The organism is Rahnella inusitata (genome assembly GCF_018288855.1).
GTDB lineage: Bacteria > Pseudomonadota > Gammaproteobacteria > Enterobacterales > Enterobacteriaceae > Rahnella > Rahnella inusitata.
In genome coordinates this window covers 554,752-575,046 of the sequence record NZ_CP065024.1, presented here as the reverse complement: position 1 = coordinate 575,046, position 20,295 = coordinate 554,752, and the positions used below count along the sequence as shown (strand labels likewise).

The following is a 20,295-nucleotide window of genomic DNA, read 5'->3' as shown; positions in this document are numbered from 1 at the left end:
AAGAGATTGAAATTTTAAGAAGTGAGAAAAGGTTTTTTGTGCCGGAAATTCAGCAACTGAAACCCAAAAGTGCGCTTCCCCCATGCCCGTCATCAGAATCCTTTGGCTTTGTGCTATAACAGACCTTCGCTGTAACCACGAAATTAACCTCATGAAAGATAATAGTATTTACTCACCGAAAACCTCTGTTCCGGAAAAATCACGGACATTAGGTTGGGCTGATTTATTCTCGCTTTGGTTCTCGCTCGGCATGGGCCTGATGGTATTGCAGGCGGGGGCGATTCTGGCTCCGGGTCTGGGGCTCGCGGGATCGCTGGCGGCTGTTGTGTTGGGTTCCGCAGTGGGCGTTGCACTGCTGGCGCTGGTCGGGGTGATCGGCGGACAGACGGGAATGTCGTCGATGGCATCGCTGAGGCTGAGCCTCGGTAAACGCGGCGTGGCGTTGCCGGTGGTGTTTAATCTGATCCAACTGGTCGGCTGGGGAGCGTTCGAAATCGTCGTCATGCGCGATGCGGCCACACTTCTGGCAAAACGGGCGTGGGGCGATGGCGGCTTGTGGGCCAATCCGACACTCTGGACGATTATCTTCGGCGCAATCGCCACGCTGCTGGCGGCCAGCGGGCCTCTGGCATTTATCCGCGTGGTGTTGCGCCGCTGGGGGATCTGGTTGCTTCTGGCAAGTTGCGCGTGGCTGACCGGTTACCTGTTCCTGCATGCGGATTTATCCACGCTCTGGCACAAAGCGGGAGACGGCTCGATGCCGTTCGCGCTGGCCTGTGACATCGTGGTCTCGATGGCCTTTTCGTGGCTGCCGCTGGTGTCGGATTACACCCGGTTCGGCAAAACCGCCAGACAGAACTTCTGGGGAACGGCGTGCGGATATTTTCTCGGCAGCGTATGGATGATGTCACTCGGCGTGGGCTACACGCTGGCGTTCGTCAGCACATCGACTGACGCTAACGCCCTGCTGCTGGCACTTTCCGGCATCGCGCTGGGCATTCCATTGTTACTGATTCTGGTGGATGAACACGAAAACGCGTTCGCGGATATCCATTCGGCGGCGGTCTCGGCGGGGACATCGTTGCCCATCAGCATCGGAAAACTCACACTGGGCATTGGCTTGCTGTGTACGCTCATCGCATGGGGTGTGCCGCTCACGCAGTATGAAAACTTCCTGCTGCTGATTGGCTCAGTGTTTGCGCCCCTGTTCGGCGTCGTGCTCACCCATCATTTTGTCCTGCACGCTCAGACCCATAAAGACCTGAATGTGCATTCACTGGCAGCATGGATTATCGGTATCGCGGTCTATCATCTGATGGCTCACCTGCTGCCGGACATCGGCGCGACCCTTCCGTCGCTGGTGGTCGCAGGGCTGGTGTGCTGGGGATTAGGGCGCAAATCCTGACCTACGAAAACCGCCCCGAGGGGCGGTTACGGCCACTGGATTATTTCAACTTACCCTGCCCGAAAAAATCGTTATACAACATATATAGATGCGCGGCGCTCCATGAGAAATTCGGGGCGCCCTGCTGCTTACCGTTGAGCGGGTTGTAATTCTCACGGATCGGGCCGTCGGTGATCAGTCCGTCGGCGTGGTCGAAGAAGGTCTGCGCCATAGCGATGGCATCATCGCGATAGCCATATTGCTCCATGCCTTTTAAGCCGAAATAGAGCTGATCGACCCACACGAGGCCACGCCAGTAGATGTCTGCACCGAACGCCGGATTGGTCAGCGAGGCGGTGCCGAGTGGCACGTAGGTGTTGAACTCTTTCGGGTCTTTCATGACTTTTACTACCGCGTCGGCGTGGGCCTGCGTCGCTGCGCCGTTGAACAATGGGGACCAGCCTTCGGGACCTTTGCCACGTTCGACAATCGGCTTGCCTGCACAGCCATTTGCCAGCGGTTTGTCTTCAATACGGATGTCGTAGAAGAAGCCGCTGTGACTGTCGAACATGCAGGTATTGATGTAATCAGCCAGTTTCGCGGCTTTGCTGCGAAAAGCTTCCGCTTCGGATTTCTTGTCGAGAATGTCCGCCATTTCAGCCAGATATTTATTGTCACTGAACATATAGCTGGCTTCGTCCACCGACTCCTGCAACAGCGAATAGCCTAACAGCGTGCCGTCGGCGGCGCGGTTTTCGGCGAAGCTGACCTGCCAGTCCTGTTTTTTACCTCCCTTTTCGACGTATTTCGCCAGCTGTTTGGCATCGATGAAGCCAAAGGCGGCGGCATCGTCACGGCCAGATTCCCAGGAGGCCGCAACTTGCGCGGGGATCTCAATGCTGTCGTATTTTCCTGACTTCACGACCTTGTCGTAATTCTTCAGCCCGGATTCTGTCTGTTCTTTTTGGCCGTCTTTGACGGTAAACAGCATCTTGCCGTCGGCAGTGTTATGCGCTTTATCGCGGGTCGCGCCATATTCCGGCACGCCGTTATGGTTATGATCACGGTTGCGCAACCACCAGTCATGATAAGCGACCAGCTTTGGGTACATCTCAGCCAGCCACGCCTTATCGCCAGTGGTTTTGTAGACTTCCATCACCGACCACGCCGCCAGACTCGGCTTGGTGTTGCGCTCATTCCAGTTGGTACCGTCCCCGCCGCGCTCGGCGCTCGGGTTATAGGCAATAAGATCGGGAACAAAACCGGCATCCCAGGGACGCAACGGATCGCCGGGCTGGATCTGAAACGCAAACACCGCACGGATATTGTCTTTCGCCACCTGCGGATTGAAATGGGCCATCGCGTACGCCTGTTTCCAGGTGTCCCATGGCCAGGTCTGATTACCAGAGAACCAGCGGCCGGTCACCGACGGCGTGACAGAATCAAACTTCATCGCGCCTGCCGCACCGCGCCAGTTACCGTTAAGGGTCTCGATGGCTTTTACCGCCACGCGTTCCTGTGCTTTTGTCGCGTGTGCGTTGGTCAGCCCTTTATTCAAATACCCTTCCCAGCGCTCTTCACTTGCGGTGAGATAAGTGTGCGGATGGAGGAGAATATCGGCGATTTTCGGCTGTTCCTGCTGCACTTCGGCGGCAGTCAGCAGATGCGAATAGGTGGTGTAAATCGTAGTGGATCCGGAGATGTCCGCCTTGCCGGTAAACTGATGCCCCTCGACGGTCGTCTGCATCGGCAGAGATTTGTGGATCTGATACTGTGATTCCCCTGATGTCATCAGGCTGGAAGGCGCACGGACTTTGCCGAAGGTAACGCGCAGCCCGTCAGCCGTCGGGAGGATAGTACGCGTATAGCCGGGATATTCCTGTTCGATGGTTTTATCCGACTGCGGCTTGCCTTCCTGAGCGTGAAGTTTCTCCAGAAGCTGGCCGTCCCACACCAGTTCCAGCGGGGAATCGGTGGTGATTTTGGTTTCAAGCAACGACGTGCGCGAGGTGACGAAACGCAGGGTCAGATCGATACGGATGCCGGGCGCAGTTAGCGTCTGAACAAGCGCGCCGGGAATGCTGTACGCCGTCATTCTCAGCGCGACTTTCTTACCTTCTTTGAAGACCGTCAGGCGGTCAAAATTCTCCGCCATAAAGTTGATGTATTCTTCGGTCAGCAGCGCCGGGCCAGGAAATCCGCCCATACTTTGCGGGCCTGCCGGTAATAAATGTCCATGCCACGCACCGTCATCAAATAACGGATTAAAACGCTGGTGCTCATCGAAATCATAATCGAGCATATATTGTGGCGCACCGGTACGGTTAATGACGTTTTTATAATCCCCTGCATGCAATATCTTGGCATTATTGGCTAGTGCAGTGCCGGAAATAAATAATGCCGCTGAGACCAAAAGTGTGGCGTATTTAAGTCTGCTGACGTTTTTCATTATGATTTACCCCAATAGAAATATTGCATCAGAAATACTGAATTACTGGCGCCGGTATTGTCGTTGCTCATATAAAATTTACTGTCTAATGCCGTCGCGAAGCGGCCACCGTAATATTCATACCAGATCCCAGCCTGTGCATAGGAAGTCGTGGTGTCAGCCGCATTATCTAAATGGTGTTCGGCATAGCTGTACGCGGTGGATAAATAGAGGCCTGACGCGGCTTCCGCCATCGCGCTGACCATCATCCCGGATTCGCTGCCCGGATGATTGCCATCGCCCTTGCCGGTGTGATGCCAGATGCGCCCGGCGAGATTTTTGCCCTGCAAACCGGCGAGAAACAGCTGCCCGGTGCCGTCGGTAAGCTCAAGGCCGTTGAGCAGCGTCAGCCCTTCCGTCAGGTCATATTGCGTATAACCGTTGACCATCGCCCGATATGTGTATTTATCTGAATAACGGTCATATTTTCCAAAATGCAGCAGCGCCTTGCTTTCATCGACACGGCTTTCCGGCGCGGCGGTCACGCTATAGCGAAACTTGCCGGTGAGGTTCTGAATTTTCGCAGCCTGAGTTAAATCGCGCGTATTGGGAATAACGTAACCGTATTCCGGTGTGAAATCGCCCCACCATTGCAGGTCATCGAGTGAGGAATCGTTGCGCATACTGAGGATCATCTCGGTGCCGCTATCCGTACGATAGCCGCCATAAAACCGGTTCAGGCCACCTTCAAATCCGCCCCAGCTATGGTCCGGCACCCAGGCATTTCCCTGATGATCGGCCTGCACTGTCCAGCCTTCGCCATAAATAAGCCCGAACCAGTTGCCGTGCTTTATTTCCAGCCCGCCTTCGATATAAGTTCCATCGCTGTATTTATGCTGATCTTTACCGTTTAAATAGACGCTGCCGCCGCCGCCCATTTCACCATAAAAACGGTAGGCGGTCGCATCCGGGTATTTAGGCGTTATTTCAGGCGGGATTAATACATTGTGTTCGGCAGGTACGGCCTGTTCCTGCGCCCCTAAAGTCATTGGCGAGGCGAATAATAAAAGCATTAATATTTTATTGAGTGATATTTTCTTCATGGTTATGCGCTTCGCTCAGAATGAGAAGTTTTAGGTGAGCCAAAAAGTAAAACGCATAGTAGTAAATATTTTACTAAAATATACTGAATTATTGGTAAAGCGTTAACCTTGTCACATTGCTTTTTTGGGCGCTCACGCAGCCGCAGCGGGTGTACATAAGCGGCTGATCACATTAAGCTACGGCTTTCGTTTACCTATTTATGAGACGCTGATGGCTACTTTGAAGGAAATCGCTGAGGCCGCGAACGTATCCGTTGCGACGGTTTCGCGCGTGCTAAATGACGATCCGAGCCTGAGCGTGAAAGCGCAAACCCGGCAGAACATTCTGGAAGCGGCGGAGCGTCTGGAATATAAGCTGTCCCCTTCCAAACGCAACGCGACGCACCGGATGACCTTCGCGGCGCTGTTCACCTACCGCCAGGGGCTGGAAATCGATGATCCTTACTATCTTTCCATGCGCTATGGCGTTGAAACGCAATGTGAAAAACTCGGTATCACGCTAATTTCTGGTTATGATTTCAGTGGCGATAAACCGTTGCCGTCCGCCGACGGATTTCTGGTCATCGGCCAGCCGCAGACCGCGCTGCATCAGCAACTCAGTCAGCAATCCTGCCCGGTGGTCTTCATTGACGGCGTGATGGAAGACGCACAGTTTGACTGCGTGAATGTGGATCTCTTTAAAATCAGCCAGAAAGTGATCGATTTCTTCATCGCCCAGGGTTACTCGCGCATCGGTTTTATCGGCGGGCGCGATCATCCGGAGTTCGCCGACCAGCGTGAGCAGGCGTTTGTGGAATATGGCCGGCTGAAAAACGTCGTGCAGCCACGGGATATTTATTACGGCGATTTCACTAGCCAGTCCGGCTATCAGTGTGCGAAGAAAATGCTGGCAGAGAACGCGCCCTGGCCACCGGCATTGCTGATTGCCACCGATTCGATTGCGCTGGGCGTGACCCGTGCGCTGCTGGAACATGGCGTGAAAATCCCCGAGCAAATCGCGCTGATAAGCGTCAACGACATCCCGACCGCCCGCTTTGTTTTCCCTTCATTATCAACGGTTCGCATTCATTCAGAAACCATGGGTGCGCAGGCAGTCAACCTGCTGACTGAACGCCTGCGCGATGAACGCAGCGTACCGCTTTCGCTGTTTGTACCGAGCTCTTTGCAGTTGCGCGACACCACGCGCCGCTGATCCGGGGCTGGCACGAACCACTCTCTGGCACGCGGCTTTTCGATGAAAAGGCGGTGTCAGAGGGATCTTCGACGATCGGTAAAATTAACTGCATGATCCTCAAACACATTTTTAAAATTGTGTGATCTCTCTGACAATCAGTAAATGTTTTTAGTTATTTTTACTAAATATTTACTATCTTATTTCCCATAGAAACACGTCTCAGGAGAGATCACGTGAATAATTGGGAAAACATCGACAAGCAGTCAGAAAACCGTTTACCGCCTCGCGCCCGGTTTTTCAGTTATGAAAACGCGCAGCAGGCGCTGAGCTTTGACCGCGCCGCCAGCCAGAATTTTCAGCTGCTTAGCGGCCGCTGGCAATTCCGCTATTTTGCGCATCCGGCGTTAGTTCCTGATGAATTCTACCGTCAGCCCGTGAGCGGCTGGGGTGATATCGCCGTGCCGGGGATGTGGCAAATGGAAGGCCACGGCCAGCTGCAATATACCGACGAAGGTTTTCCCTTCCCGATCGACATTCCTTTCGTGCCCACCAACAATCCGACCGGCGCATATCAGCGCACATTTTGTCTGGATGCTTCATGGGCAGGCAAACAAACCCTGATTAAATTCGACGGTGTCGAAACCTACTTCGAAGTTTACGTGAACGGCCATTACGTCGGTTTCAGCAAAGGCAGCCGCCTGTGCGCGGAGTTTGATATCAGCGCGGCGGCGCAGCCGGGCGAAAATCTGCTGTCGGTGCGCGTAATGCAGTGGGCGGATTCGACCTACATCGAAGATCAGGACATGTGGTGGATGGCGGGGATTTTCCGCGATGTGTATCTCACCGGCCAGGACCCTGTCCATCTGCAGGATTTTTCCGTCGTCACGGCATTCGATGAAAACTACTGCGATGCGACATTGAATATTGATGTCGCTCTGCACAACCTTCATCAGCCGGTCAGCGGTTACCGGCTGCATGCGCAGCTTTGGGATGGCGAACGCTGTATCGCGGAGTTGTCGGCAGAAGGCTTGTGTATCAGCGACGAAACCCGTTGCAGGCTGGAGATGCCGGTCAGTCAGCCACGTCAGTGGAACGCGGAACATCCGGCGTTATATCAGCTGCTGCTGACGCTGTATGACGACGCGGGCAAGGTGATTTCCGTAGTGCCGCAACGCGTCGGATTTCGTGATATCACCGTGCGCGACGGGCTGTTTTATATCAACGGGCGCTACCTCAAACTGCACGGCGTGAATCGGCACGACCACGATCACCGCAAAGGGCGCGCGGTCGATATGGCGCGGGTTGAGCGCGATATCATCCTGATGAAACAGCACAACATTAACTCGGTGCGCACCGCACATTACCCGAACGATCCGCGCTTCTACGACCTGTGCGACATCTACGGCTTATTCGTCATGGCCGAAACCGATCTGGAAAGCCACGGTTTCGCCAACGTCGGCGATCTGAGCCGTATCACCGACGATCCGCGCTGGGAACGGGCCTATGTTGAACGCATCGAGCGACATGTGATGGCGCAGAAAAACCATCCGTCGATAGTGATGTGGTCGCTCGGCAACGAATCCGGTTATGGCTGCAATATCCGCGCCATGGCCACGCGCTGCAAAGCTCTCGACCCGACGCGTCTCATTCATTACGAGGAAGACCGCGACGCCGAGGTCACTGACGTCATCAGCACTATGTATTCCCGCGTTCAGATGATGAACGCGTTCGGCGAATATCCGCACGCTAAACCGCGCATTATTTGCGAGTACGCCCACGCAATGGGCAACGGCCCCGGCGGACTCGCGGAATATCAGGCCGTGATGAACCGTCACGCCAGCCTGCAAGGACATTACATCTGGGAATGGTGCGACCACGGCCTGCTGGAAACCGCCGAAAACGGGAAAATACGCTACACCTATGGCGGCGATTACGGCGATTATCCGAATAATTACAACTTCTGTATGGACGGCCTGATTTACCCTGATCAGACGCCAGGCCCCGGTCTGCGCGAATACAAACAGGTGTTGTGCCCGGTGGAAATCAGTCGCGATGGCGACGCGCTACGCGTCAAAAACCGTTACTGGTTCAGCTCACTGGCGGATATCACGCTGACGCTGACCGTACAGATTGCCGGGCGCTGCGCAGAAACCCGTAAAATCACCCTGCCGCACCTGCAACCTGGCGAATGTGAAGAAATTCCACTGCCGGAATTCACCGTCAGCGGCCAGGAAACCTTCCTTAACGTCAGCATCAGTAAAAATAGCCCGACCGCATACAGCGAAGCGAATCATCCGCTCGGACATTATCAGGTGCTGTTGCAGGCCGCAGAGACGCTGGCGACCTTACCCGATGCGGATAGCCGCATACCGCTGGTTTGCGACGAGCAGAAGCTACTGATTATCGTCAGCGGTCAGGGCTTTCGCCTTGAGTTTTCCCGCCTCGACGGCGAACTGAAAAGCTGGCAGGTCGACGGAGAAGAAATCGTTGGCCGCGCGCCCACACTCAACTTCTTCAAACCGGTAATCGACAATCATAAGCCGGAGTTTGAAGGCATCTGGCAGCCTAATCATTTGCAGATCATGCAGCAGCATTTTCGCTCGCTGCATTGTGAGCGATTGAACAACGACGTCGTGATTGAAGTGCGCACGGTGATCGCTCCGCCGGTGTTTGATTTCGGTATGCGCTGCGTTTACCGCTGGCGGATATCGCCACAGGGCGCGGTCAGTCTGGATCTGTCCGGCTCGCCCTATGGTGATTTTAGCCACGTTATCCCGAAAATCGGGCTGGATTTTGGCATCAGCCGCCGTTTTCAACAGGTGGAATATTACGGTCGCGGGCCGGGCGAAAACTATCAGGACAGCCGTCAGGCGAACCTGATTGGCCATTACCAGCAGCCGGTAAACAGCCTGTTTGAGGACTACCCGATGCCGCAGGACAACGGCAACCGTCAGGATATCCGCTGGCTCAGCCTGCGCGATAACGCCGGAAACGGGATTTTCATTCAGCCGCGCCAGCCGATCAATTTCAGCCTGTGGCCGTACAGTTCGCAAATGGTGCAGCAGGCGCAGCACATCGACGAGCTCACGCCGGATAGCTGCCTGACCCTCAACCTCGACCATCAAATCATGGGGCTCGGCTCCAACTCCTGGGGCTCGGAAGTGCTCGATTCATACCGCGTTTACTTCTCGGCGTTCAGCTACGGCTTCACGCTGGTGCCTTTCCGCCAGCAGGACACCGACAGCCTGAGCCTTGCCGAACAATCCTTTCAACCCCAGCCCTTAGAAACCCCGGAGGCGAACTGATGATTATTCTTGACTCGTTAACTGAATTTCAGCGGCTGTACGGCACAGGAAAAAAATGGCTGCGCTGCATGGAAGCAGTCAATAACGTTGAAAATATCCGTCCCGGCGTTTTTCACTCTGTCGGCGATTCGCTGGTATACCGACTGGCGTCCGGCGCGGAACCGCAGCGGGCAGAATTTGAAGGCCACCGGCGTTATTTCGATGTTCACTACTACCTCGAAGGGAGCGAAGACATTGAATTCGCTGCCAAATCACGGCTTAACATTTTCGCGCCCTACAGCGATGAAACCGATCGTGAACTCTTCACCGGCAGCGGCGAAAAAATCACAGCGCGAAAAGGCCACGTCATCATTTTTGAAAATCACGAAGCCAGCCGCTTCCGGCCAGAAAAAAACGTTAAAAAAGTCATCCTGAAAGTGACCATCGAAGAAAGCTATTTCTTAAACAAATAATAAAAAACTCACCCTACAAATATCGCAGTTGGAGATTCACTATGGCCGGGTCCAGTCGCAATACGATCGGTAAATTTGGATTGTTATCCATGACGTTTGCCGCCGTTTTTAGCTTTAATAATGTCATCAATAATAATATTCAGTTGGGCATCGCCTCCGCGCCGGTCTTTCTGGTAGCGACTGTGCTGTATTTCATTCCGTTTTGTCTGATCATCGCCGAATTTGTCTCGCTGAATAAAAACTCGGAAGCCGGCGTTTACGCCTGGGTAAAAAGTGCGCTCGGCGGTCGCTGGGCATTTATGACGGCGTACACTTACTGGTTCGTGAATTTATTTTTCTTCACGGCGCTGCTTCCGCGCGTTATTGCTTACGCCTCGTACGCATTTTTAGGGCATGACTATATTTTCACACCGGTCACCACCGCCATCATCAGCATCTGTTTGTTCGCTTTTTCCACGCTTATTTCCAACAGCGGTGCGAAATTACTCGGCCCGATGACGTCGGTTACCTCCACATTAATGTTGCTGCTGACGTTTTCTTATATCGTGCTGGCGGGCGCGGCATTAATTGGCGGTGTCGAGCCGGCGAATCCGATCAATGTCGACGCCATGACGCCGCATTTTAACTGGGCATTCTTAGGCATTATCGCGTGGATATTTCAGGCGGCAGGCGGTGCGGAATCGGTCGCGGTATACGTCAATGACGTCAAGGGCGGCAGCCGCGCATTCGTCAAAGTCATCATCATTTCCGGGCTGGTGATCGGCGTGCTTTACTCCATCGCGTCACTGCTGATCAACGTATTCGTGGCGCAGTCTGCGCTGCATTTCACCGGCGGCACGGTGCAGGTATTCGAAGGATTATCGGCACACTTTGGTTTACCGGCGGTAATGATGAACCGCTTCGTCGGCGTCGTTTCATTTACCGCGATGTTTGGTTCACTGCTAATGTGGACGGCCGCGCCGGTCAAAATCTTCTTTACTGAAATTCCTAAGGGGATTTTTGGGGAGAAAACCATCCGTCTGAATAAACACGGCGTGCCGACGCGCGCGGCGTGGATCCAGTTTCTTATCGTCATCCCGCTGATGTTAATTCCGACCCTGGGCTCAAACAGCGTGCAGGAATTAATGAATACGCTGATCAATATGACAGCCGCGGCATCCATGTTGCCACCGCTGTTTATTATGCTGGCGTATCTGAATCTGCGGCTGAAATATGACAACGTTGAACGCGATTTTAAAATGGGCTCTAGAAAGCAGGGGATCACCATCGTCAGTACACTGATTGTGATTTTTACCGTCGGATTTATCGCCTCAACATTCCCGACCGGCGCCAGCATTTTAACCATTGTGTTTTATAACGTCGGCGGGCTGGTGCTGTTCCTCGGTTATGCAGGGTGGAAATACAATAAATATTCTAAAGGGCTGGATGCACAAACGCGTTATCACGAAGACACCCCTTTGGCGAGAATTGTACTGGAATCGCAAAACGAAACGGCCCGCATAAAGGAGGCGAATATCGCAAAATCCCTTTCCGGCGCATGAGGAAAATAAAGGCATAAAAAAAACCGCCTGAGGTTAACAGGCGGTTTTGTTGTTTCCCGGTTAAGGAATTACAGCGCGATATCCGCTGGCAGATTGGTTTCTTCCTGCGCCTGTGCATCGAGCGGGCGCAGCTGAACCACCTCGGCGACCGGCGTCGTCTTCATGGAAGGCGTCTCGAGTTGCAGAATACGGCTGGTTTCCAGCAGCTCTTTCTCGGTTGCTTCCACATTGCCGTTCAGTTTTGTGCCATACGACGGGATGATCTCCCGGAATTTGGCCTGCCATTGCGGGCTGGCGGCTTTCTCTTTAAACACGGTTTCCAGCAGCTTCATCATGATTGGCGCAGCAGTGGACGCGCCCGGAGAGGCGCCCAGCAAGGCGGCGATGCTGCCATCTTTCGCACTGACCACTTCAGTGCCCAGACGCAATACGCCACCGTGTTTGCCATCTTTTTTGATGACCTGCACGCGCTGCCCCGCCACCCAGCGTTTCCAGTCTTTCTGCTCGGCCTGCGGGAAGAATTCCTTCAGCGCTGCATGACGGTCGTTATCACTGAGCATCACCTGCCCGACCAGATATTTCACCAGGTCGAAGTTACCCATGCCGACGTGCGTCATTGGCAGTAAGTTCGAGCTGTTGACGCTCCCGAACAGATCCCACAGGGAACCGTTTTTGAGGAATTTGCTGGAGAAGGTCGCGAACGGCCCGAACAGCAGAACCTGTTTACCGTCGATGATACGGGTGTCGAGATGCGGAACGGACATCGGCGGCGCGCCCACGGCGGCCTTGCCGTACACCTTCGCCAGATGACGTCTCACCACGTCCTGATTCTCAGTCACCAGGAATTCACCGCCGACCGGGAAACCGCCGTAGTCACGCGCTTCCGGAATACCGGATTTTTGTAACAGGGTCAGCGACGCGCCACCGGCACCGATGAACACAAATTTCGCGTTCACGACGTGATGTTTGTGACTGTGTTTGAGATCGGTGATAGTCACACGCCAGCTTCTGTCCGGATTGCGCTGGATGTCGCGCACTTCCTGGCCATTCGCCAGCGTGAAATTGGATTTTTTCTGCAGGGCTTCCACCAGCTGACGCGTTACTTCGCCGAAGTTCACGTCGGTGCCTGCCGTGGTGCGGGTTGCCGCCACTTTTTGCGCCGGATCACGGCCATCCATTACCGCCGGGATCCACTGTTTGATTTGTTCCGGATCTTCCGAATATTCCATCCCGCGGAACAGCGTACTTTCCTGCAGGGCAGCAAAACGTTTGCGCAGGAAATCGATATTTTCATCGCCCCAGACAAAGCTCATATGCGGCACGCTGTTAATGAACGAGCGTGGATTATTCAGCACACCTTTTTGCACCTGATACGCCATAAACTGACGGGAAACCTGAAAGGCTTCGTTGATCGCCACAGCTTTGGTGATATCGACGGAGCCGTCCTGCATCACCGGGGTGTAGTTCATTTCTGCCAGCGCGGAATGGCCTGTCCCGGCGTTATTCCAGCCGTTCGAGCTTTCCTGCGCCACGCCGTCCATGCGTTCGATCATATGGATCGACCAGTCCGGCTCGAGTTCCTGAAGATAGGTCCCGAGCGTAGCACTCATAATTCCGCCGCCGACCAGCAATACATCAACGGATTTTTCGTCTTCTGCGGCCGCAGGCTCGCTGGCACCCAGTGAGTCACGGTTGAGAAGCATACCAAGTATCTTTCTCATGACGTCTGTTTCTCTAAATGTTCAGTTCTGTTTCGTTATGACGATTTGTTATGACTTCTGTTATCACAATCGAACAAGAAATTAGCAAAAAAACACGCGGGAACGTTACTGAATCTTCATTTTTTCAAATGATGGCAACGAATATAACATTATCACTACATAATTTAAAAAAGGATTTAACCTTTCAAAAAAAGAGGAGATGAGAACGTCTGACTTGCGCGCAGGCCGCAATCCGACAGGGTTTTCGGGGATTTATGACGATGTTTTTGACAGATTTGTGGCGTACAAAGAACGCGCAATTCGTGCTAAATCGGGTTTGAGGAAGGAAGAATCTGGAGGAGATTGTTAAAAAGGCGCGGTCTCCCGCGCCTTCCTGATAACGGCTTTAAGATTCAGATTACAGAGCGACGTCAGCCACTTGTTTCTGCTCCTGGCCTTGCTTCGGTGCTGAAGAGTTGTCCGCCGCCGGTGCCGGTTCGACCGGTTTTGGCTGTGGATTATCCAGCATCAGAACGCGGCTGGTGTCGCCCAGTTCTTTCTCCGTTGCGGCCACGTTGCCGTTCAGCTGCGTGCCGTAAGAAGGGATGATTTCCTTCAGTTTGGCCTGCCACTCTGGCGTCGCGACTTTGTCTTTGAACACTTTTTCCATCAGGTGCAGCATGATCGGTGCAGCGGTAGAAGCGCCCGGTGATGCGCCCAGCAGAGCGGTGATGCTGCCGTCTTTCGAGCTGACCACTTCGGTGCCCAGACGCAGAACGCCGCCTTCTTTCTCATCTTTCTTGATGATCTGCACGCGCTGACCCGCTTCCCACAGACGCCAGTCTTCTTTCTTCGCATCCGGGAAGTATTCACGCAATGCATCGAAACGGTCATCGTCGGAGAGCATGACCTGGCTGACCAGATATTTCACCAGATCGAAGTTGTCGATGCCCACGTGGGTCATCGGCATGATGTTGGAGAAATTGACGCTACCGAACAGATCCCACAGGGAACCGTTTTTCAGGAACTTGCTGGAGAAGGTCGCGAACGGCCCGAACAGCAGAACTTGTTTACCATCGAGAATACGGGTGTCGAGGTGCGGAACGGACATCGGCGGCGAGCCAACGGACGCTTTACCGTACACTTTTGCCAGATGACGTTTCACGACGTCCGGGTTCTCAGTCACCAGGAATTCACCGCCAACCGGGAAGCCGCCGTAGTTATCCGCTTCAGGAATACCGGATTTTTGCAGCAGGGTCAGGGACGCGCCGCCTGCACCGATAAACACGAATTTGGCTTTGATGACGCTTTCTTTGTCGCCGTTTTTCAGATCAGCAACCGTGACGTTCCAGGTGTTATCCGGGTTACGTTTGATTTCACGGACTTCATGGCCAAGGCTCAGGGAGAAGTTAGGTTTCTTCTGCAAAGAGGCCACCAGCTGGCGGGTTATTTCGCCGAAGTTCACGTCGGTACCGATTGGAATGCGCGTTGCGGCCACTTTCTGTTGCGGGTCACGACCTTCCATCACCAGCGGGATCCACTGTTTGATTTGCGCCGGGTCTTCAGAGTATTCCATGCCACGGAACAGCGTGCTTTGTTGCAGCGCGGCGTGACGTTTACGCAGGAAATTGATGTTGTCATCACCCCACACAAAACTCATGTGCGGCGTGCTGTTGATGAAAGAACGCGGGTTGTGCAGAACGCCGTTTTCGACCTGATATGACCAGAACTGGCGGGAGATCTGGAAGGATTCGTTGATCTCCACCGCTTTGGAAATATCGATGCTGCCGTCGGGTTTTTCCGGCGTGTAGTTCATTTCTGCCAGCGCAGAGTGACCGGTACCGGCGTTGTTCCAGCCATTGGAGCTTTCCAGTGCAACACCGTCCAGACGCTCAACCATATTGATTGACCAGTCCGGTTCTAATTCCTGAAGGTACGTCCCCAGCGTCGCGCTCATAATGCCGCCGCCGATCAGTAATACATCGACGGGCTTCTCATCTTCTGCGAACGCTGACTGACTGAAGGCAACCACGTTAAGGCAGAGGATCATGGCGAATATCTTTCTCATGACGTCTGTTTCTCTGAATGTTTAGTTTTAGTTTTGCAGGTGAAAGCTATCCAAATTTCCCTGGATAAACGAAATCAACAACCCGATGCGGTGGGAAACAAGCGATTGTTTCCACAGAGTATGAAAGGACAATAATGGGGAGTAACGAAAACTGCGGTGACTAACGACAATTCAACCACACAAATGTTACCGATTACTCATATTATCGAGATTTCGTAAACATTTTAACATTGCCGTTACGTGCATTAAAAATAGTTTAATACTTTAAATAATTACATAAGTTAGTTCCGTGACGAAACTATCTGCCACACACTCAGGCTAATTTTGCCTGCAAACTGGCCGCATGTTCCGCCAGAACCGGCGCCGGACTGTGGCCTATCAGCATGAAGTTATAGCCGGACTGCCTCCAGTAAACGACGTTCATTTTCTGCCGGATTTCACTCTCCTGCGCCGTGTCGTCGCGCTGTTCGCTACGGGTAATGCACAGCGCCATCGGGCCGAAACGTGTGTCCAGATAGGTGATCTGCGCGATGTCATATTCATCGTAATGCAGCATTCGGGCATTTTTCAGCGCCGCGCCCTGCACACTCAGCGCCGCCGGTGTTAACACGATCCCCAGCGATTTCTGCACCCGCGACAGCTGGAGTTGCTGCTGTTCAGGGGAATCGTTGATGTCCGCCAGCGTCTGCGCGGTGTAGAGCGACATGTAATCAGCCACGCGATCGCGCCAGGTGATGTCGGCATACAGCAGGGTCGAATAACGCCCGGCGAGCAGCCCGACCGCCAGAAAACTCACCGATGCGGCAAGCAGTGCGCGACGGCTGACGCCGCGCGAAGCGGCGGCAGGTACATCCGGGATCGCATCCAGCGTGGCCTGAAGCCTGCCGACTGGCGCATCCTGCAACATTGCGCCAAAAGCATCGTGGAAAGGCAGACTGCTGCGCGCCATCTGCGCCAGCCGCTCAGCCAGAACATCGTCGTGCGCCAGCTGTCGTTCAAACTGCGCGCGCTGTTTTGCGCTCAGCTGATTATCGAGATATGCCACTAAGGCTTCATCGGAAAAGGGAGAAGACAGGATTTCACGGTTCATTTTTTTTCTCCCTGTCGTGATGACATTCCGGTATTTTTTGCCAGCGTCAGCCGTGCGGATGCCAGACGGCTCATGATGGTGCCAATCGGCACTGACAGCGTCATCGCCGCCTCCTGATAGGTGAAACCTTCGACATACACCAGAAAAACCGCGTTGCGCTGGGCTTCAGGCAGGCGTTTCACCCGCTGCATCACCTGCGTATGCCAGTGCCTGTCTTCAAAGGTAAACGTCTCTGCGGGTTCATCCAAATCATCCACATCCACAAATCCCTGTCCCTGGCGAACGTGCTGCGCCCTGAGTTCATTGACCCAAACGGAGTGCAGAATTGAAAAGAGCCAGCGATCGACCCCGGCGCTCTCCTTCACCTGCGCGCAGCGCTCCAGCGCCCGCACGCAGGTGGATTGCACCAGATCGTCCGCCACATCGCGCTTATGCGATAATACCATCGCGTAGCGCCACAGGCGGGCCAGACACTGGCTCAGTTCGTGACGTAATTCTGTCGGTGAAATTTATCGTTCCCCGTACTCAGGATTCGGGATGGCCGTCGATAGCTGCACTCAGATCGCGATATTCCTCGCAGCCGGTGCCGCATAAGCCTTTGATGGTTGCCAGCTGCGCTTTGGCGAGATCGGGACGCCCTTTAATCATATAAGCTTCGCCGAGATACTCGCGCACTTTGGCGTAATTCGCATCAATGGCGATGGATTTCTGATAATAGCCGATGCCTTCATCGGTGCGCCCGAGTTTGCGGGTCGCATAGCCGCGATAATTCCATGCCTCTTTGGTGTTCTGATCTTTTAGCGTATTCAGCACCGTCAGGGCTTCCTGATATCGGCCTGTTTTTGCCAGATGGTAGGCGTACTGAGTTTTATCCTGATCCGAAATCATACTGCCTTTATCTACCATGCAACTTTTGGTTTTGCTGTCGTAGATTTGTCCTTTCGGACAATCCGGCGTTTTCTTCGCATCTGAGTCGTCGCCCATCGCGCTGGCGCCTGCACTGAACAACAAGATATTGCCCGCGAAACAAATCACTGACAGCGCCTGAATCATCGTTTTTGTCTTCATTTTGATGTCCTGTAGAGAGGGATCGTTAACTTCGGCTGATTACCAGGACGACACCGTGAAGACGGTTTGAAGAAGCGCGCCGCCCCGACAGTGTTCGTTTAAAGGTAAACACCTGAGCGCGGCTTTCTATTCGGTTTATTTGGTGGTGGGAGCAAAAAATCATACTCAGGTGGGTGAAATATCGCCTATATATAATTCAGGGCGGTTCAAAGCCGCCCACTGACCGCAGAATTTTACTTTGAGCCAGTGAAAATATCAGGGTTAACCCAATAAAGATTTGTTCTGAGTGGCCGATAACCGTAGTGGGCGCTTTATACGTCAAAGGCTGCGCCAACATTTTGTGATTACTGCATATAGAGGTGTGGCAGGTGAGCGAAGTACCCAAAGAGTCGTTTGCTAAGCGTAACACGCTGGCAATTTTGTCCGTTTTACGGGACCTGAAAAAAAATCAGACGCTGGTCATGATCACCCACACCCGTGGTCAATTTATCAGTAAAATTCTGGACGTGAACGCCGACGGCCATCAGTTCTTATTCGATCTGGGCAGTTCCGATTACGAGAATGGGCTGGCGATGGAAGCAGAATCGCTGACCTTTGTGGCGGAACCGACCGGGGCAAAAGTCGAGTTCTCGTGCAGCAAAGTCCGCCAGGTGACGTTTGACGGCCTGCCGACATTTATCTGTGATATTCCGCCAGTGCTGTATTTCATCCAACGCCGTGAGTATTTCCGCGTTAATGTGCCGTGGCTGCCGGACTACCGTTGCAGCGGCAAACTCTCCAATGCCACCGAGTTTGCTTTTCGCGTGAGAGACATTTCGCTGGGCGGTCTGGGGCTGGAAATTGAGGGCACCACGCTGCCGGAAATCACCTCTGGCGAAGTGCTGAAAGATTCCGTGATCCAGCTGGCCGAGCTCGGTACGTTTAAACTGGATTTGCAGTATATCGGCTCGATGCCGCGTAAATCGGTGAGCAACAAAGGCGAGACGGTCAGCTCCCAGCGTCTGAGCTTTAAGTTTCCACGCTTATCGCCCGCGCAGGAACGAGACCTGCAACGGGCGATTTTCGAACTGGAAAAACAACAGCATATGAAAGCGAAACGTTTCCAGCACGATTAACGCTGCCATCAGATAAACATGCCGCCTGATGCTTCGACGCGCTGGGCGGTCATCCAGCCCGCTTCATCGCTGAGCATCAATGCCACCATATCGCCGATATCATCCGGCAATCCGACACGGCCCAGCGCGGTGTTACCCGCCACCATTTTATTCACCTGCGGATTATCGCGCACCATGCCGCCGCTGAAATCCGTCGCAATCGCGCCGGGTGCCAGCACGTTGGCGGTGATGCCGCGCTCGCCTAATTCCCGCGCCTGATAACGGGTCAGCACTTCGATTGCGCCTTTCATGATGGCGTAGGCGGATGAGCCCGGCAGCGCAAAGCGCGCCAGCCCGCTTGATACGTTGAGGATACGGCCACCGTCAGCCATCAGCGGCAGCAGTTTTTGCGTCAGGAAGAACGGACCTTTCAGATGGATGTTCATCATCAGATCGAACTGTTCTTGGGTGGTCTCAGCGAATGCTTCGTGCAGACCGACACCGGCATTGTTCACCAGAAAATCGAAGTTATCGCGCTGCCAGACCGCCTGCAACTGCGCTTTCACCTCTGCGACAAAGGCATCAAAGCTGCTGCTGTTGCCCGCATCGAGTTTGACAGCCACCGCCTTCCCGCCCGCCGCTTGCACCGATTTCACCACCGCCTGCGCCGCATCCTGCTGGCTGTGGTAGGTCAAAATGATATCCACGCCCTTTTTTGCCAGCTTTTCAACGGCATTCTTACCTAAACCACGGCTTGCGCCGGTCACGATAGCGATTTTACGACTCATTTCAGACCTCATTGGGGTTATGTCACTTCTGCCTCGGATGAAACCCAGCCTATTGGATTACCCGCGCGTGATAAATGGTCCATAATGAGTTTCACTGTCTCAATCCAAACAACAATCGGATAAAATGTGGATAAAATACAGTCAATGCAGGTTTTCGTGCGCGTCGCCGAGCTGAGTAATTTTACCCGCGCCGCTGAAAGTCTGGGATTACCGAAGGGCAGTGTGTCTCGTCTGGTACAGCAGCTGGAGACGCGGATGTCCGCCCGCCTGTTGCATCGTTCAACGCGTCGCGTGCAGCTGACGCAGGACGGGCAGGTGTTTTATCAGCGCTGCAAGGAGTTGCTGGCCAACATGGATGAGCTGGAGACGATGTTTCAGTCGAACCCGGCGAACATCAGCGGGCGGCTGCGGGTGGATATGTCAGTCGGTATGGCGACGCATCTGGTGTTACCGCGTCTGGCGGAATTTCTGAACCGCTATCCGGCGCTGGAGATCGAGCTGAGCAGCACCGATCACCGGGTGGACGTAGTGCGCGAAGGATTCGACTGCGTGATCCGCTCGGGCACACTGAAAGACTCGGGGCTTATCGCCCGTCCACTTGGGCATCTGAGCGTAATCAACTGCGCCAGTCCCGGTTATCTGCAACGTTACGGCACGCCGGATCACCCCGACCAGCTGGCTCATCATGCGATGGTGCATTATGAGCAAACGCTCGGCAGCCACACGTCCACGTTCGAATACCTCGATGGCAAGCAGGTGAAAAGCATCAAAAGCGGCGGCGCGGTGACGGTCAACAGCACCGAAACCTACGTGGCGGCCTGTCTGGCCGGGCTGGGGATTATTCAGGTGCCGCTGATTGGCGCGCGGGACGCGCTGGCAAGCGGCCAGCTGGTGAGCATTTTGCCGCAATTTCGCGCGCCGCCCATGCCGGTTACGCTGGTTTATCCCCACCGTCTAAACCTGTCGCGCCGCGTGAAAGTGTTCATGGACTGGCTGACGGAAATCACCCAAACGTTCATTGCCTGACCGCTTAAGCCTGTGCGGGCTCGTCTGCGCCGCACAGGTGTCTATACTTAAGGCCGGATGCACTTTTAAGGATA

General features: G+C 54.0%; 15 protein-coding genes. 7 read left to right on the top strand and 8 right to left on the bottom strand.

The genetic code is table 11. The features are described 5' to 3' along the window. Positions 1 to 151: 151 nt before the first annotated feature. Complete coding sequence (gene cytX, locus I2123_RS02615) at positions 152 to 1,405, top strand: putative hydroxymethylpyrimidine transporter CytX (protein ID WP_213051747.1); 1,254 nt, start codon at positions 152 to 154, stop codon at positions 1,403 to 1,405. 40 nt (positions 1,406 to 1,445) lie between these two features. Here cytX and ygjK read toward each other — a convergent pair whose 3' ends face one another. Next, positions 1,446 to 3,833, bottom strand: a complete 2,388-nt coding sequence (ygjK, locus tag I2123_RS02610; RefSeq protein WP_213051746.1) for an alpha-glucosidase — start codon at positions 3,831 to 3,833, stop codon at positions 1,446 to 1,448. Next, positions 3,833 to 4,915: a protein YgjJ gene (gene ygjJ / locus I2123_RS02605; RefSeq protein ID WP_213051745.1), complete on the bottom strand. Its 1,083-nt coding sequence runs from the start codon at positions 4,913 to 4,915 to the stop codon at positions 3,833 to 3,835. Before ygjJ ends, ygjK begins: the two co-directional genes overlap by 1 nt. A 211-nt stretch (positions 4,916 to 5,126) precedes the next feature. On the opposite strand from ygjJ, the gene ebgR reads away from it, so the two are divergent. The 4 genes from ebgR to I2123_RS02585 all read left to right on the top strand — a co-directional run bounded on the left by ebgR (position 5,127) and on the right by I2123_RS02585 (position 11,387). Beyond that, positions 5,127 to 6,107 carry a transcriptional regulator EbgR gene (gene ebgR / locus I2123_RS02600; RefSeq protein WP_167457488.1) on the top strand — a complete coding sequence of 327 codons (981 nt, stop codon included), beginning with the start codon at positions 5,127 to 5,129 and terminating at the stop codon, positions 6,105 to 6,107. A 215-nt stretch (positions 6,108 to 6,322) separates the two neighbouring features. After that, positions 6,323 to 9,394, top strand: a complete 3,072-nt coding sequence (gene ebgA, locus I2123_RS02595; RefSeq protein WP_213051744.1) for a beta-galactosidase subunit alpha — start codon at positions 6,323 to 6,325, stop codon at positions 9,392 to 9,394. Beyond that, a complete protein-coding gene (locus I2123_RS02590; protein ID WP_213051743.1) occupies positions 9,394 to 9,846 on the top strand; it encodes a beta-galactosidase subunit beta in 453 nt (150 codons plus the stop codon). Before ebgA ends, I2123_RS02590 begins: the two co-directional genes overlap by 1 nt. Before the next feature lie 41 nt (positions 9,847 to 9,887). Beyond that, positions 9,888 to 11,387 (top strand): amino acid permease, encoded by a 1,500-nt coding sequence (locus I2123_RS02585; RefSeq protein ID WP_213051742.1) that lies wholly within the window; start codon positions 9,888 to 9,890, stop codon positions 11,385 to 11,387. Between the two features lie 68 nt (positions 11,388 to 11,455). On the opposite strand, the gene mqo (I2123_RS02580) is transcribed toward I2123_RS02585, so the two are convergent. The 5 genes from mqo (I2123_RS02580) to I2123_RS02560 all read right to left on the bottom strand — a co-directional run bounded on the left by mqo (I2123_RS02580) (position 11,456) and on the right by I2123_RS02560 (position 17,313). Then, positions 11,456 to 13,108 (bottom strand): malate dehydrogenase (quinone), encoded by a 1,653-nt coding sequence (gene mqo / locus I2123_RS02580; RefSeq protein WP_112167463.1) that lies wholly within the window; start codon positions 13,106 to 13,108, stop codon positions 11,456 to 11,458. 397 nt (positions 13,109 to 13,505) lie between these two features. Next, positions 13,506 to 15,155 carry a malate dehydrogenase (quinone) gene (gene mqo / locus I2123_RS02575; RefSeq protein ID WP_112167462.1) on the bottom strand — a complete coding sequence of 550 codons (1,650 nt, stop codon included), beginning with the start codon at positions 15,153 to 15,155 and terminating at the stop codon, positions 13,506 to 13,508. A 313-nt stretch (positions 15,156 to 15,468) separates the two neighbouring features. Beyond that, positions 15,469 to 16,245, bottom strand: a complete 777-nt coding sequence (locus tag I2123_RS02570; protein WP_213051741.1) for an anti-sigma factor family protein — start codon at positions 16,243 to 16,245, stop codon at positions 15,469 to 15,471. Next, positions 16,242 to 16,727 (bottom strand): sigma-70 family RNA polymerase sigma factor, encoded by a 486-nt coding sequence (locus I2123_RS02565; protein ID WP_338053241.1) that lies wholly within the window; start codon positions 16,725 to 16,727, stop codon positions 16,242 to 16,244. Before I2123_RS02565 ends, I2123_RS02570 begins: the two co-directional genes overlap by 4 nt. Positions 16,728 to 16,770: 43 nt before the next feature. Next, positions 16,771 to 17,313 (bottom strand): tetratricopeptide repeat protein, encoded by a 543-nt coding sequence (locus tag I2123_RS02560; protein ID WP_213051740.1) that lies wholly within the window; start codon positions 17,311 to 17,313, stop codon positions 16,771 to 16,773. A 368-nt stretch (positions 17,314 to 17,681) separates the two neighbouring features. On the opposite strand from I2123_RS02560, the gene I2123_RS02555 reads away from it, so the two are divergent. Beyond that, positions 17,682 to 18,428, top strand: a complete 747-nt coding sequence (locus tag I2123_RS02555; protein ID WP_213051739.1) for a flagellar brake protein — start codon at positions 17,682 to 17,684, stop codon at positions 18,426 to 18,428. An 8-nt stretch (positions 18,429 to 18,436) separates the two neighbouring features. On the opposite strand, the gene I2123_RS02550 is transcribed toward I2123_RS02555, so the two are convergent. Beyond that, the gene (locus I2123_RS02550) at positions 18,437 to 19,195 is read right to left on the bottom strand and encodes an SDR family NAD(P)-dependent oxidoreductase (protein ID WP_213051738.1); all 759 of its coding nucleotides are present in this window, start codon (positions 19,193 to 19,195) and stop codon (positions 18,437 to 18,439) included. Positions 19,196 to 19,321: 126 nt separating this feature from the next. On the opposite strand from I2123_RS02550, the gene I2123_RS02545 reads away from it, so the two are divergent. Beyond that, the gene (locus tag I2123_RS02545) at positions 19,322 to 20,221 is read left to right on the top strand and encodes a LysR family transcriptional regulator (RefSeq protein WP_213051737.1); all 900 of its coding nucleotides are present in this window, start codon (positions 19,322 to 19,324) and stop codon (positions 20,219 to 20,221) included. Positions 20,222 to 20,295 lie beyond the last annotated feature (74 nt).

Coding starts and splice junctions, on each gene's coding strand:
- I2123_RS02570 (WP_213051741.1), bottom strand. CDS start 16,245: ATGAACCGTGAAATCCTGTCTTCTCCCTTTTCCGATGAAGCCTTAGTG.
- I2123_RS02550 (WP_213051738.1), bottom strand. CDS start 19,195: ATGAGTCGTAAAATCGCTATCGTGACCGGCGCAAGCCGTGGTTTAGGT.
- I2123_RS02560 (WP_213051740.1), bottom strand. CDS start 17,313: ATGAAGACAAAAACGATGATTCAGGCGCTGTCAGTGATTTGTTTCGCG.
- ygjJ (WP_213051745.1), bottom strand. CDS start 4,915: ATGAAGAAAATATCACTCAATAAAATATTAATGCTTTTATTATTCGCC.
- ygjK (WP_213051746.1), bottom strand. CDS start 3,833: ATGAAAAACGTCAGCAGACTTAAATACGCCACACTTTTGGTCTCAGCG.
- mqo (WP_112167463.1), bottom strand. CDS start 13,108: ATGAGAAAGATACTTGGTATGCTTCTCAACCGTGACTCACTGGGTGCC.
- mqo (WP_112167462.1), bottom strand. CDS start 15,155: ATGAGAAAGATATTCGCCATGATCCTCTGCCTTAACGTGGTTGCCTTC.
- ebgR (WP_167457488.1), top strand. CDS start 5,127: ATGGCTACTTTGAAGGAAATCGCTGAGGCCGCGAACGTATCCGTTGCG.
- I2123_RS02585 (WP_213051742.1), top strand. CDS start 9,888: ATGGCCGGGTCCAGTCGCAATACGATCGGTAAATTTGGATTGTTATCC.
- I2123_RS02590 (WP_213051743.1), top strand. CDS start 9,394: ATGATTATTCTTGACTCGTTAACTGAATTTCAGCGGCTGTACGGCACA.
- cytX (WP_213051747.1), top strand. CDS start 152: ATGAAAGATAATAGTATTTACTCACCGAAAACCTCTGTTCCGGAAAAA.